The sequence below is a fragment of the Xanthomonas prunicola genome (assembly GCF_002846205.1).
In the GTDB taxonomy this organism is placed as follows: domain Bacteria; phylum Pseudomonadota; class Gammaproteobacteria; order Xanthomonadales; family Xanthomonadaceae; genus Xanthomonas; species Xanthomonas prunicola.
Genome location: NZ_PHKV01000002.1, coordinates 688,195 through 702,083, shown reverse-complemented (window position 1 = coordinate 702,083; position 13,889 = coordinate 688,195). Strand labels below are relative to the sequence as shown.

Below are 13,889 nucleotides of genomic sequence, written 5' to 3'. Positions count from 1 at the left end.
CGATGCATCGGTGGGCCGACGCCGGCGGCTCTGGTGCGGATTGATGGTGGAGTGGCGGGGTTAGCTTGTTTGAGCGATCGCCCAGGGCGCGTGGTGTGGACTTGAAAGCAGATGGCTGCATTCCCGAGTATGAAGATCACGAAGCCAGCAAGGTGCAACCTCGCCAAGGTTCCAGGGAGCTGTCTGGAGCCGCGCTTGGCTTCCCAGCGTTCCGATAATATGCTTGTGCGCATATCCTTACTTGCATGCAGCCACACGCCATCGAACCCCGCTGACCAGGTCGAGCTTCCCTGGATTGGGGGATCGAGCGAATGCATCGGTCCGCTGGCGACGCCGCTGTCGAGCGATTGCATTGCTGCGATCACGGAAAACCGCAGCAGGAGTTGGCGATGTTTTCCAGGCCTGCAATTACCGTCATCGCACCTGCCCGGAACCTGGACGGCCTGACCTACGCATCCACCGGCAAGCAATGGATATCGAAACCCGAACGGTTCAAGGCCAGTCCGATCCGCTTGCCGCAGGACTCACCACATAATGCAGTGCTGCTGTGGGCAGCAAACCAGACGCGTATCTTCAGCGATGCCGCGCAATGGGCGAAGGCATCCAGACATACGTTGCACTTGGCTGGTTCGGCTCAGCCGATCGCTGCGCGCGTTATCCCAGTCGCCGGTAAGTGGCCCGGTAGTCTGCCGCCGCTGGCGTAAGAGCCAGATTGCAGATCGACACGCTTTATAACAGCGCCTGGTGCTTGGGATTGCAATCTTTCCGCAAGCACCAGTAGATTTAAAGCATTCGGCCCGCCGCAGGGTGAGTGCGACGGGCCGATGCCGTTCAGGGTTACAGCTTTTGCGGGCGCTTCGCGTAGCGCCAGATGACGTACCGCGATGCCATCGCCGCAAACGTTGGCAGCGGCCCAGGCCATGTGCCAACCGCCAGATCAGATCAAAGCATGTCCGGCGGCGGGGCGGTGGCCTTGGAGTGCTGCTTGCCGCGTGCATGTTCGATGGCAGTGCGCAGCTTGCGCGCAGCCCCGGTCACGGCAGAGGCTGTCGTTTCGGCGCTGTTGGTGGCCGCGATCGGCGGTAGGCCGGCGACGTGCGCTTCGATGCTGCAGGTTCGATCCGCCGCGCCGCCGCGCTGACCGTTCTCATCGCGCAAATGCACTTCCACACGGGTGATGTCGCTGGCGAAATGCGCCAACTGGGCGGTGCAGGTCTTTTCGACATGCGCCACAACAGACGGATCGTGCGGCACGTGCTTGTCGGTCTGGATCTGAATCTGCATAGAGGATCTCCTTCGCGGTCATCCGCTGCGTCTGCCGCAGCGGTGGTTCGATTCTGCGTCAGCCGAGTGTTGTCGCAAAGTGACAACCCCGCAAGCCCATTCATGTGCTGGTCGGGTGGTCAGGTTGCGGTCTCCGACTCGGTCGCCGCCGGTGCCGATGCCGGATGGTCGATCCGTGCATACGCACGATCTGTCGTGGCTGAATCGCCGGCACCGGGCCATCTGCTGGATCAGGAGTGGTGCCTTAAGATGCCCGCACCCGCGGTGGTCCGCGCCTGTTCGATGCCTGCCTGTGTCCGAATTCCGATTTGTCTTGGGTGCCCATCGGGGCGTGCTGCAGCGCCTGCTGCTGCTTGCCGCGCTGTGGATGGTCTGCGTGGGCGCGGCTGTGGCCCAGGACGAGGACACGTTGCTGGAGACCGCGCAGACCGAACTGGACAGCATGCAAAAGGTGCTGACCCAGGCTGAAGCGGGGATGGAAAAATCCGATACCGACCAATTGCGCAAGCTCGCTGACGATGTCACCGGCGCGCAACGCCAGGCCCAGGATCTGGCGCGCTCGCTTGAGCCGCCGTTGAAGGAGCTGTCTGTCCGGCTGGCAGGGCTGGGCGAAGAACAGAAGACCGACCCGCCCGATCTACGCGACCAGCGACGCGCGCTCACGCGCGAGCGCAATGGGCTGGATGCCGAACTCAAGCGGGCGAACCTGTTGGCGCTGGATGCCAAGGATCTGGCCGACCGGCTCGAGGGCGAGCGTGCCCAGCGCTTCAGCGAGAAGCTCTCCGCGCGCGTGGCCTCACCGCTGTCGCCCACGCTGTGGAATGAGATCGCGCAGGAATGGCCCGACGACCGCGCGCGCCTGCAGACGCTTTCCGACAAGGCTGTACAGGCGGTGCGGACGGGCACATCGACCAACGGCATCGCCGGTCTGGTGATCGGGACGCTGGCGGCATTGGCGCTGGCGTTTCCGTTGCGCATCTTCCTGCGTCATCTAGGGCGGCGGTATGCGGCCTCGCGTGCGCCCGGTGGACGCTTGCGTCGCTCCGGCCTTGCGTTGTGGTTTCTGTTGGTGGGCACCCTCACGCTGGGCATGGCGGCATGGGCATTGGCCGAAAGCGTGCGCGCCCTGAGCGAGCTACCGACGGATCTGGAGCAACTGCTCAGTGCATTTGTGGTGATCAGTTGTGTGGCCGCCTTCGTCGGTTCGCTCAGTGCCAGTTTGTTGATGAAGCACCAGCCCACCTGGCGTCTGTTCCCGTTGGACGATGCCACCGTCAACCGTTTGCGCGTGCATTGCCTGGCCACGGCTGCGGTGAGTTGGTTCAGCGGCATGGCGATCAGGATCAACGATGTAGCGCGCAGCAGCGGCGCATTGACCATCGCCACCGATGCGGTTGCTGCGCTGTTGTATGCGGGTTTGATTCTGTCGGCGCTGGCTGGCCTGACCCTGTCGTTGCGCGCTCACGCCGCAAACATGGGTGCTGCCGACGCGGACAGCAGCGCACCGCCGCCAGTGGTGTCGCGCGGCGGCGGTTACATCGTGCTGATCCGTCTGCTGGGCCATCTGGCGGTGATCTTCGCGTTGGTGGCGGCGTTGTTCGGCTACATCAATCTGGCGCTGTTCGTCGAGCAGCAGATCATCTGGATCACCCTGGTCTGCAGCGTGCTCGCGCTACTGGTGATGTTTGCCGACGACCTGACGACCTGGGTATTCAAGCCGGAGAGCCGGTTCAGCCGTGCGCTGTCGCATGTATTGACTGTCGGCAGCGGACGGTTGGTGCAGGTGGGCTTGTTGATCTCCGCGGCGGTGCGGGTGCTGCTGGTACTGCTGGGCATCGCCGCGCTGGTGACGCCATACGGCGCAAATATCGCCGCGGTGACCGGCTGGCTGGAAAACGTGTCGCACGGAATTGCCATTGGCAAGGAGCTGGTCATCACGCCCAGCGATGTGGCCCGGGCGCTATGCGTCTTCCTGCTCGGCATGGGTCTGGTGCACGTGGTGCAGAAGTGGCTGGTCAACACGTATCTGCCCAAGACCGAGCTGGATGCCGGTGCGCGCAATTCGATCAGCACGGTGGCGCGTTATCTGGGATGGTTGATCGTGGCAGTGTGGGGGCTCACTGCGCTAGGTCTGGATCTGAGACGGTTGGCGCTGGTGTTGAGTGCATTGTCGGTGGGTATCGGTTTCGGTCTACAGGCGATCACGCAGAACTTCGTGTCGGGACTGATCCTGCTGGCCGAGCGGCCGGTGAAGATCGGGGACTGGGTACGCATTGGCGATCAAGAAGGTGATGTGCGCAAGATCAGCGTGCGCGCGACCGAAATCCAGGTGGGCGACCGTTCCACGTTGATTGTTCCCAACTCGGAGTTGATCACCAAGAGCGTGCGTAACATGACGCTGTCCAATCCGATGGGCCGTGTGCAGTTGCAGTTCTCGGTGCCGCTGGAAACCGATGTGGCCAAGGTGCGCGACATGCTGCTTGAGCTGTTCGCAGAGCATGAGAAGGTGCTGGCCGAGCCAGCACCATCGGTGTTCATCGATTCGCTGGCTGGCGGGCACGTCAATTTCAATTCGTTCGCCTATGTGAGCAGTCCGCGCGATTCGTATGGCGTGCGCAGTCAGCTGTTCTTCGCACTGCTGCAGCGCATGGAGACGGTGGGCATTGCGTTGCAGTCGCCACAGGAGATTCGCTTCAGTCGCGCAGGTGCGGCGGTGGCGCGCGACGCAGGCGACGGCACGTCTGTGGCGGAGCAGTGAAGTGGCGAGCGCTGCGTCGCTAGCGTAGTAGCGAGTAGAGGGTGGGTTGACAGTGGAGTGCGCTGATCGCGCGGCCATGTCTGACTGCTTATCTGGATGTAGGCAGTTGCTCAGTTGAAAGCCTGGTCAGTCGAGGGCGCGATGCCCTCACCGCTCGCGGGACACGCCGTGAACCCATCCATGCCGCCAACGACCACGCAATCGGTAAGGGCATCGCGCCAGCATGTCCACCCTCCACGGGAGTGCAGCGGCTCACATCAGGAGCGGTCTGCCACCGGTATGTCCTTGACCAAGGCCAGATCGTCCACGCTGACGTCTTCGGTGTAATCCAGCCAGGCGCGGATCTCCAGATCTTCGACTGCATGTTCCAGGCCCACCGGCATCCGGATACGCCCGGCGGCGTCTGGCACCACCCATTGCTGTGCCAGCACGACTTTTCGTTCCGAGGACACCGCTTCGACCCAGAACGCGCGCGTGGGTCGGCGCTTGGCGTAGAGCTCGAGCATGTAGCGGCCGGCGTCGGTCTTGCGGGCAGCCTGGGTGAGCATGATCGGCTGGCGTATGCGTGGACGCGGGCCTTGCTGGGTGGCTTCCAGCGGCGCATCGACGGCGATGCCGCGCGTGAGGTCCGGATCGCGATACAGCTTCATGTTCTGGTGGCGATCCACCACCAGTGCGCACCAGTCGCCATCGGCCGAGCCGTCTTCGAATGCAGTGCAGCGATCCACATAGGCCAGCGTGCCTTTGGAATGCGTGCGATCGAATTGACGCGAGGTATTTTCCAGGTACACCGTCTTCAGGTTGGTGTCCTTGTCGTATTCCAGCAGCACCGGTGGGCGCACCTGTTGTACGCCGACCACGACATCGCCATTGCCGTTGATGCGCAGCATGCGCGTGCTGCGTCCGGTCCATAGTGTGCGCGCATACGCCAGATAGCGCGGATAGTCCTTCCCGCTGTCGCGGCTGGCGGCAACGCTGGCACTGGGCGGGGCATCGCTGGCTAACAGCGAGCGGCCAAAGCCTAGCGTGCGCATGCCTGGTTCCAGCAATTGCAGCAGCGTCGCGCCTGAATCGAGCGTGCTACCTGCACGCGTCACCACTTGTTGTGGGGCGATGTCCTTGCCCAGGAATAGGAGCAGGTTCTCGCGCTTCTGCTCAGCCAGCACGTCGCTCAGATCGTTGGGCATCGCCAGATGATCGGAGGCAATGACGATGATGGTGTTCTTGCCGTAGCGGCTGTTGCGAATGCGCGCGACCAGTTCGCCAATCAAGCGGTCGCTGCATTTGATTGCATGCAGCAGGCCGATATCGCCCAGTGCGCTGTCGTAGTGCTGGTCCTTGCATGCCAGCGGCAAGTGGCCGGCCGGATGATGCGTGTCCATCGTCAGCGTGGTCAGCATGAAGGGTTGGCCAGCACGTGACAGCGTCTGGAAGCTGTCCCAGGCATCGTCCAGCAAGACATCGTCGTGCACGCCCCACGCGGAAAAATGCTTCGGTGCGACGCCTCTGTCGTGGAAATAGTGCACATCGTGCACCACGTCGAAGCCATGGCTGGACAGGAAACGGCCCTTGCCAGCGAAGCTTGCATCGGCGCCGCCGACGTAATGATTGCGGTAGCCCTGATCCTTGAGGTAATCGCCCAGGCAGCGCGCTTCGGGCAGGAACATGCCCATGCGGTCCATGCTGTTTTCATCACCTGGCGCGGTGGTGAGCGGCACGCCGCACATCGAGGCAACCATGCCGGCGATGGTCCAGCCGCTGCCTTCGGTGGAGGTGAGATTGCGTACGTCCACCGCTTCGGTGGCAAGCGCGCGCAGGTTGGGCATCAAGCCTGGAAACACATTTTCGTCGAAGTAGGTGCGCTCCAGGCTTTCGCCATAGATCCACACGATGTTCTTGCGCTTCTGCAGCGGTTGCTGCGGCACCTGGTATTCGGGTACGACGGTGGCGTAATCGACCGGGCGCAGCTGGTAATACAGGCGCTTGCCATCGCGATACAGCGGGCTTACTGCGATGCTGACCAACAACATGCTCACGAAGCCTGCGAACACCGCACCACCACCGCGCGGACGTTGAAAGCGTCGCACCCGCACCAGCAACAGCGGGCTCAGCGAAAGCAGCAGCATGCCGACGAACACCGCGATATAACCGGAAAAATCGCTGACGCCGGCGCCATCCATGTCAGCGCGCAGGTGGTACAGCGTGGCCGCATTGATGCCATCGCCGCTGAATCGATCGATCAGTCCCCAGGCGCTGAGCAGCAGCAGAAATACCGACAACAAGCCAGCCTTGAGCCATGCCAGGCGCGGGGAGGCGGCCAACAGCCACAGCAACAGCAACAACGAAACCAACAACATCCAATGCATGCGCAGCGTCCGTGGGGGGATGATGCGAGCGCGTGCCGGACGCCTTGCTCGCCATGTCCTGTGCGCCACCTGCAATGTGACACCCGGATGACGGACTATGCCGCGCCGAAGCTGACTGAAATGTTTGTTGCCACTGAGATCCAGGCCCATCAGCCCGGTTACGCATCTGCCCGCATCCATCAGAGCGCCGATGCTGCAATGTGGCCGTGGGCAGGCGCAATTGCACCCATATGTGGTGTTGGGTGTGCTTGCTGCAGTAGCAGCGCCGTGAGGTGGGTGGGAGCGATGCGTCTGTGCACAGCGCGCGTGCAATCCACGATGCCGAGCGCCATACGACATGCGCGAGCGACGTTAGCGCTCGCTCGTACAGGCCGTTGCGTGTCGCAGGCTGCATGGAATGCAATGCACCCCAAGCGACGCGGCTGACGCGCGATCGCTCAGATCCGCTGACACGTTGTAAGTGACTGCCGAGAAGTAGCGGGCAGTCGGCCTTGAGCGTGGACGGCGCGCGGGAACCCGCGTGCGCACGTGCCGCATGCCGGTGCCGAGAGTCAGCTGCGCCCGCGCAATTGCTGCATCTTGATTTTCTTAGGCGCGCTTCTTTGCAGGCAGTGATGGCTTACGAAGGATTGAAGGTGCCTGGCTGCTGCCGACCATCGAGCCCCGATGGTCTGCCACAAAAAACAGCCGCTAGCGATGCCCGCGCTCTTCACGCGCACGCACGCGGCGGTCGAACAGCAGTGCGCTGACCACAATGCCGAGCCCCAGCACAACGCCGAGCAGGAATAGCACCATCGCAATGGCGGGATATCCCCACAGCTTCAAGCCGGTTTCGATACGCATCATCTGCGCCGATGCCATGATCAGCGCGGCAGTCACGATGCCTGCCGCAACGCGGTTGGCGATCTTCTGCAGGCTTTCCATCAGGTGCGATTCTTCCAGCCCGGTGACGCGCATCTGCAGGCGGTTTTCCGCAGCCAGCGACAGAATCTCCGACATGCGGCGCGGTCCTTCGCGCACCAGGTGCTGGAGTTCCATCGCCTCGCTGGCCAAGTTGGCGGCAGACAGAGACTTTTTCAGGCGCGCCCGCATCACGTGCTGCAGATGGCGCTCGACGATGCGGCGCGTATCCAGGTGCGGCGACAGCGTGCGGCACACGCCTTCCAGGTTCAACAAGGTCTTGCCGAGCAGGCTGAGCTCAGGCGGCGTCCGCAAGCCAGTCGAGGTGGCGATGCGCACCAGATCCAGCACCACGCGACCTTCGGAAGTGGTGTCGTGCGCGGCGTAGCGGGCGATCATCTGCCCGGTTTCGCGCTGATAGCGGTCTTCGTCGTAATCCTCCAGCCGCGTGCTCAGCGCGATGGTCTCTTCGGCGACTTCTTCGCCACGGCCGTCGACGGCGGCGAACAGCAGCTTGAGCAAGCGCTCGCGCAGGCGCGGCGGCACGTGCGCGACCATGCCCAGGTCGAAGATCGCCAGGCGCCCGTCCTGCAGCACGCGCAGATTGCCCGGATGCGGGTCGGCGTGGATCTCGCCATGCACGAACATCTGGTCCAGGTAGCCCTTGACCAGCTCTGCGGCCAGCTTGTCCATCGGCTGCTCGGTGCGGCGCAGGCCGGAGATCTTGTCCACGCGCACGCCTTCGGCCAGCTGCATGGTCAGCACCTTGCGGCTGCTCAGGTCCCACACCGGTTGCGGAATCCACAACAGCGGAAACGGCTTGAGATGCTTGCCGAAGCGCACCAGGGTCTCGGCTTCGTCTTCGTAGTTGAGCTCGGCGCGCAGGGTCTTGCCGAATTCGCCCAGCCAATCGGCAAAGCGCACACGCCGGCCGATGCCGGTGAGGCGGTCGGCCGCGGTGGCGAAGCTCTTGAGCACGTCCATGTCCGAACGCACTTGCGCGGCCACTTCCGGCTTCTGCACCTTGATCGCCACCGGCGTGCCGTCGCGCAATGCGGCGCGGTGCACTTGCGCCAGCGAGGCGCAGCCCAGCGGGACCGGGTCGAAATGCGAGAACGCCTTGTTGACCGAAACCCCGAGTTCTTCCTCGATGATCTGGCGAATGCGTTCCACCGGCACCGAGCTGGTGTTCTCCTGCATGCGCTCCAGCGCGGTGGCGAACTCCGGCGGCACGATGTCCGGCCGGGTGGACAGCATCTGGCCCAGTTTGACGAAGGTGGGCCCGAGCGATTCCAGGTCGGAGACGAACTGATCCGGCGTGCCTTCCGCGGGCACTTCGTATTCGTTGATCGCCGCCGGATCCAGATTCATGCCGGCGAACACCCCCGAGCCGCGATAGCGCAGCAGCAGGCGCAGGATCTGCGTGCGCCGGCTCATGCCGCCCACCACGGCATTGTCTGCCGGGCCTGCGGCCTGGGCCGGTGCGCGGTGCGGGTCGTTCTGACTCAAGGCCATCTCCGGGGCGTGATGCAGGCGGCGAGTGTGGCCAGCGCCGGGTCGTCGCGTGGTGAATCCGAGCGCTCCCAGATAACGCAGGCAAGCCTGCCCAAGGCTGGCACGACCGACCGCAGGCGCACACGCAGCGATGCGGGCATCGCCCCGGCAACGGCACGCAACATCCACGCAATGGCGGCTCATCACCCCACGCGGGCACCGGATCGGCGAGAATTCACCCACACCCAAGAAGGATCTCTGCATGGCCGGTGCCAGCCTGTTCACCCTGCTCGACGACATCGCCACGCTGCTGGACGACGTTTCCATCTTGACCAAGGTTGCGGCCAAGAAGACCGCAGGCGTGCTCGGCGACGATCTGGCGCTCAACGCGCAGCAGGTCACCGGTGTCACTGCCGACCGCGAGTTGCCGGTGGTGTGGGCGGTGGCCAAGGGCTCGCTGGTCAACAAGATGATCCTGGTGCCGGCGGCGCTGGCGATCAGCGCGCTGGAAGCCTGGCTGCGCGGGCGTGGCTACAACGTCCCGTTGGTGATGCCGTTGATGATGATCGGTGGCGCCTATCTGTGTTTCGAGGGCGTGGAAAAGCTGGCGCACAAGGTCCTGCACAACGATGAGGAAGAAGCGCAGCGGCATGCCGAACGCACCCGCGCGCTGGCCGACGAGAGCGTGGACGTGGTGGCGCTGGAAAAGGACAAGGTCAAGGGCGCGATCCGCACCGATTTCATCCTGTCGGCGGAGATCATCGTGCTCTCCCTGGGCGTGGTCTCCGAAGTGTCGTTCGGGCAGCAGGTGGCAGTGTTGGTGGCGATTGCGCTGGCGATGACCATTGGCGTGTACGGTCTGGTCGCGGCGATCGTGAAGCTGGACGACCTGGGTTTGTACTTGACCAAGCAGGGCGCCGGGCTGGCTGCGTTCGGTCGCGGCATCCTGGTGGCGGCGCCGTGGCTGATGAAATTCCTGTCGGTGGCCGGCACGCTGGCCATGTTCCTGGTCGGCGGTGGCATCCTGGTGCACAACATCCCGGCGCTGCATCACCTGGTGGTGGATCTGGCCAAGTCGGCCGGCGGCATGGGCTGGCTGGTCGAAGCGCTGGGCAACATGCTGGTCGGCGTGGTTGCTGGTGCGATCGTGCTGGGCGCGGTGATGCTGTTTCAGAAGCTGCGCGGGAAGAAGCCGGCGCATTGATGCCGCGTCACGGCCGCCGGGTTGGGAGGGGGCTCGGCACCGGTGTGGCATCGTTAGCTGGCGTCGGTCGAGCGCAATGGCGATGACGGTGGCTGCCAATGATTCGCCAGTGACCGTTGGCCGTTTGCGAGCGCCCATCTGCGCGATGGCGCCGCCGTTTCGGGCCGTGCGTCACGGCGGCTGCGTACCTGACGAAGCGAGGTTCTTGATTCCGATGTCGCGCGCGCGTTCCGGCGGTCGCCGTTGCTAGGGTGTGCCTGGTGGGTGGTATCGGAATGTGCCGGATGACGGCAGCCGGGCCTGGCATAGAGGCCCGGCCACGACTGCAGCAACGCGATGCAGGAGGGATGCGTGAAGAAGACCTCTGAAGAACACGACGACACGCGTGCGGCGTTGCCTGCCGTGCAGCAGACGGATCAGGCGCTCCAGGCAATGCCTGCAGCGGATCGGGATGCGGCACCGGCCAGCGGCTCCCCCGCGATTGGTCGGCGGCGCTTTCTGGGTTTGGGTTCGGCAGCAATGGCCGCGGCCATCGTGGGCGTTCCAGCCAGCGCGGCCACGCTCCCGGGCGTCCAGATGCGCGCAACCTGGATCACCAGCGTGTTCAATCTCGACTGGCCAAGCGCCGCATCCGCGCGGATCGTCGACCCTGCCGAACGCATCGAGGTGCAGCAGCAGGAATTGCTGGCAATCGTCGATCAGGCCCAGTCACTGCATCTGAATACCCTGGTCTTTCAGGTCAAGCCCTGTGCCGATGCGCTGTACCGTTCGCGCATCCTGCCATGGTCGCCGGTCATGACCGGCGTTCTAGGCAAGGACCCGGGTTTCGACCCGCTGGCATTCCTGCTGCGGCATGCACATGCGCGAGGCATCCAGGTGCATGCCTGGCTCAATCCCTATCGTGTTTCGACCGGCCTGGACCAGGCCACGCTCGATGCCTTTGCCACTGCGTCGACCGATTCGCCCCAGAGCGTGTATCTGCGTCACCCCGACTGGGTTGGCGTGGCGGCCAATCGGCTGGTGCTCGATCCAGGCATGCCGGCCGTGCGCCGCTGGATCTGTCGCGTGGTCGCGGAACTGGTGGCCTGCTACCACGTGGATGGGGTGCAGTTCGATGACTACTTCTATACCGAATCGGCGCAGTCTCCCCTCGACGACGCACAGAGCTATGCCGCCCATGGGGCCGGATTTGCCGACAAAGGGGATTGGCGCCGCGACAACACCTATCGATTGATGCGAGAGGTAGCCAGGACCATTCGGGCGATCAGGCCGGGGGTGGCATTTGGGGTCAGCCCGGCCGGGGTGTGGCGCAATCGTCAGGATGATCCGCTGGGCTCGGACACACAGGCCGGTGCGCCCGCATTTGATACCAGTTACGCGGATACCCGCCGTTGGGTCCGCGAAGAACTCGTGGACTACATCGTGCCGCAGATCTACTGGCCGCTGGCCCGCCAGGCTGTGCGCTACGACACCATCGCACGCTGGTGGGCGGACACCGTGCGCGGTCGGCGCGTGCAACTCTATATCGGTATGGCGTTGTACAAGGTCGGCACTGCCAACGCACTGGAGCCGGATTGGACAGTGGAGGGCGGTGTGCCCGAGATCGCCCGCCAGCTGGACGTGAATGCGTCGCTGCCTGAGGTTGGCGGCTGCATGTTGTTTCGCCACGGATTTCTCGCCGCGGCCCAGACGCAACAGGTGGTGGACTATCTCACGCTGCGCTGGCAGCACCCTTGAAGCGATTGGCAAGACGCCTGCCCCGCCAATGAGCCGGCGGAGGGCGCCGGCTCTGCCTGTCCCACGCAGGCGTCGGATCCGGGGCGCGGGCACTGACCTGTCGGCACCTGCCGCTAATCCGCGCTGATCACGCGATTCTTGCCGGCCGCCTTGGCGTCGTACATGGCGCGGTCGGCACGGCGGATCACATCGTCCTGAGCCTCGTCGAGATGGCGCAGTGCCACGCCGCCGCTGAAGCTGACGAACACGCGCACGTCCTCGTGTAGCAACGAGCGCTGGGCCAATGCGCGCTGCAGACGGATCACTGCCGCGCTGGCTTCGAAAATGGTCGAGTCCGGCAGCAGCAAGACGAATTCTTCGCCGCCGAAGCGGGCGATGGCGTCAGTGGTGCGCAGTACGGCCTTGGCCACGTCCACGGTGTGACGTAGCGCGGCGTCGCCACCGGCATGGCCGTGGGTCTCGTTGAGGCGGCGGAAGTCGTCCAGGTCCAACATCGCCACGCACAGCGGCTGACCGCTGCGCTGGGTGCGTACCGCTTCGCGCTGGAACAGTTCTTCGAAGCCGCGCCGGTTGAGCGCGCCGGTGAGCTGGTCTTCGCGTACCAGGCCGGCCACATCCTTGAGCTCCTGCTCGAGCGAGGCAATGCGTTGTTCGGAATCTTCCACCTGCCGCCGCGCCGCAAGCAGTTCGTCGCGCGCAGCCAAAGCCTGTGCCTGCACACCGGCGGTGTCTTGCAGCAGATCCTGCAGCAGCCGGTTGAGGTCGGGAATGCCACGTGCTTCGCCGATCGCCTGCGAATAACCGGCAACGCGGTCGTGGTATTGCCCGGTGCTGGTGGCCATGCCGTCGAGCCGGTCGACGAAGGACACCATCATCTCGCGCATGGCGGTCTTGGAGTCGGCGATGCCCTGCTTGAGCAGGCCTTGTTTGTAGATCACCTCCCGCAGGGTGCCGCGGGCTTGTTCGATGGAGCCGACGTCCAGCGGGCCGGAAATCAGCTGCCGCACGACCGAGATCTGGCCCTGCAGCCAGCTGCGATCGTCGAGAAGTTCGCCGACGTTCTCCAGCAATAGGTCGAATAGACCGAGTAATAGGTTCTGTTGCTCGCTGGCATCTTCAGCACGTAGGCCAATCTGATGGCTGAGTTCGCGCAGGCGCTGTTCCAGCGTGATCAGCTCGTGTCCCGGGCGCCAGTGGCGCAGTGCCGATGCCAGCGTCTGCGCTTCTTCGGCCAGCTCCGGGCTGCGTTGCAAGAGGGTGGCCAGCGCGTTGCCCAGCGCGTGTCGCAGCAGGTCGCGCAGCTGCTCGGCCTCGGTGCGGCCTTCGGCCAGCGAATCGCCGGTGTCGATGGTGCGGATGTACTTGTCGATCAGCTGGCGCAAGGCACGGCCATAGCCGGGCCAGTCGCCGGCCGCATACGCCGCGCTCAGGCGCACGCCCATGTCGCCGAGCTCGCCGTGCAGGCTGGCGATGCCTTCGGCGAAGGCGAGCAGCAGTGCCTCCGGATGCGCGGCATGCGAAAACAGCCGCATCAGCAATGCAGTGGCGGCAGCGGGATCGTGTGCGCCGGACTTGGCTTTGGCGGGCACCAGCTGATGCGCGGCCAGGCCCTGCGCGCTGCGCTCGCCGTTGATCACGGTGGGCAGGGTCGTGGCCATGCGCGCGGTGTCCGCGCCGCCCCAGGGCAGCAGGCGGCGCAGCCCGCCACGTGGACGGCTTGGGTGTTCGGGCTGGTCTGCCATGCGCCAGGGTCTCGAAAAGTCTTGTGCTAACGGTCGTTATCGGCGCGCCCATGGGGTGCTTGAGCAAGCCGGGCCGCAGCGCGTACCGACAGCATGCAGGCAATTGGCCAAGCAAGGTCGCGACAGAGGACGCGAAGGCATCAATGAACAAGTTACCCAGATGACGACGAACGCGGCTGCATTCTCCCGCATTCGGTGCATCTCACTGTCTTCGCACCGATACGGGGATGTCATCGCACTGCAATGTCGCGCTTATGCCTCCGTGCGCGCGCAACCGTGCGTAAAGGAATGTGGCCTGTCGCAGAAAAGTCAGCACGTGTTCACGCATATTTTATTTGGTCGGGGTGTAGATTCATCACCAAGGACGACTGTGGATTACCGCGTTGTCCTTAGCTCCTCATTCG

Annotated in this window: 8 protein-coding genes; 4 read left to right on the top strand and 4 right to left on the bottom strand. The window is 64.2% G+C overall.

Annotated elements, in window-relative coordinates:
• Positions 1 to 311 precede the first annotated feature (311 nt).
• Entirely contained in the window at positions 312 to 704 is a 393-nt protein-coding gene (locus XpruCFBP8353_RS09535) for a hypothetical protein (protein WP_101362981.1), read from the top strand.
• A gap of 238 nt (positions 705 to 942) precedes the next feature.
• Here XpruCFBP8353_RS09535 and XpruCFBP8353_RS09530 read toward each other — a convergent pair whose 3' ends face one another.
• Entirely contained in the window at positions 943 to 1,284 is a 342-nt protein-coding gene (locus XpruCFBP8353_RS09530) for an HPF/RaiA family ribosome-associated protein (protein ID WP_007974834.1), read from the bottom strand.
• A 157-nt stretch (positions 1,285 to 1,441) separates the two neighbouring features.
• Between XpruCFBP8353_RS09530 and XpruCFBP8353_RS09525 the strand changes: the two genes are divergently transcribed.
• Positions 1,442 to 4,042 carry a DUF3772 domain-containing protein gene (locus XpruCFBP8353_RS09525; protein ID WP_207759610.1) on the top strand — a complete coding sequence of 867 codons (2,601 nt, stop codon included), beginning with the start codon at positions 1,442 to 1,444 and terminating at the stop codon, positions 4,040 to 4,042.
• Positions 4,043 to 4,299: 257 nt separating this feature from the next.
• On the opposite strand, the gene XpruCFBP8353_RS09520 is transcribed toward XpruCFBP8353_RS09525, so the two are convergent.
• Positions 4,300 to 6,408 (bottom strand): phosphoglycerol transferase I, encoded by a 2,109-nt coding sequence (locus tag XpruCFBP8353_RS09520; RefSeq protein ID WP_101362980.1) that lies wholly within the window; start codon positions 6,406 to 6,408, stop codon positions 4,300 to 4,302.
• A 690-nt stretch (positions 6,409 to 7,098) separates the two neighbouring features.
• On the bottom strand, positions 7,099 to 9,006 hold the full coding sequence (locus tag XpruCFBP8353_RS09515) for an ABC1 kinase family protein (RefSeq protein ID WP_207759620.1): 1,908 nt from the start codon (positions 9,004 to 9,006) through the stop codon (positions 7,099 to 7,101).
• Between the two features lie 58 nt (positions 9,007 to 9,064).
• Between XpruCFBP8353_RS09515 and XpruCFBP8353_RS09510 the strand changes: the two genes are divergently transcribed.
• Together XpruCFBP8353_RS09510 and XpruCFBP8353_RS09505 are read left to right on the top strand one after the other, a co-directional pair.
• A complete protein-coding gene (locus XpruCFBP8353_RS09510; RefSeq protein ID WP_101362978.1) occupies positions 9,065 to 10,006 on the top strand; it encodes a DUF808 domain-containing protein in 942 nt (313 codons plus the stop codon).
• A 432-nt stretch (positions 10,007 to 10,438) separates the two neighbouring features.
• Positions 10,439 to 11,743 (top strand): glycoside hydrolase family 10 protein, encoded by a 1,305-nt coding sequence (locus XpruCFBP8353_RS09505; RefSeq protein WP_162301011.1) that lies wholly within the window; start codon positions 10,439 to 10,441, stop codon positions 11,741 to 11,743.
• 113 nt (positions 11,744 to 11,856) lie between these two features.
• Here the strand turns inward: XpruCFBP8353_RS09505 and XpruCFBP8353_RS09500 are convergent, their stop codons facing one another.
• Complete coding sequence (locus XpruCFBP8353_RS09500; RefSeq protein ID WP_101362976.1) at positions 11,857 to 13,485, bottom strand: GGDEF domain-containing protein; 1,629 nt, start codon at positions 13,483 to 13,485, stop codon at positions 11,857 to 11,859.
• Positions 13,486 to 13,889 lie beyond the last annotated feature (404 nt).

Excerpts from the sequence above, each read along its gene's own strand:
- XpruCFBP8353_RS09535 (WP_101362981.1), top strand. The coding sequence starts at position 312 with ATGCATCGGTCCGCTGGCGACGCCGCTGTCGAGCGATTGCATTGCTGC.
- XpruCFBP8353_RS09530 (WP_007974834.1), bottom strand. The coding sequence starts at position 1,284 with ATGCAGATTCAGATCCAGACCGACAAGCACGTGCCGCACGATCCGTCT.
- XpruCFBP8353_RS09525 (WP_207759610.1), top strand. The coding sequence starts at position 1,442 with ATGCCGGATGGTCGATCCGTGCATACGCACGATCTGTCGTGGCTGAAT.
- XpruCFBP8353_RS09520 (WP_101362980.1), bottom strand. The coding sequence starts at position 6,408 with ATGCATTGGATGTTGTTGGTTTCGTTGTTGCTGTTGCTGTGGCTGTTG.
- XpruCFBP8353_RS09515 (WP_207759620.1), bottom strand. The coding sequence starts at position 9,006 with ATGAGCCGCCATTGCGTGGATGTTGCGTGCCGTTGCCGGGGCGATGCC.
- XpruCFBP8353_RS09510 (WP_101362978.1), top strand. The coding sequence starts at position 9,065 with ATGGCCGGTGCCAGCCTGTTCACCCTGCTCGACGACATCGCCACGCTG.
- XpruCFBP8353_RS09505 (WP_162301011.1), top strand. The coding sequence starts at position 10,439 with ATGCCTGCAGCGGATCGGGATGCGGCACCGGCCAGCGGCTCCCCCGCG.
- XpruCFBP8353_RS09500 (WP_101362976.1), bottom strand. The coding sequence starts at position 13,485 with ATGGCAGACCAGCCCGAACACCCAAGCCGTCCACGTGGCGGGCTGCGC.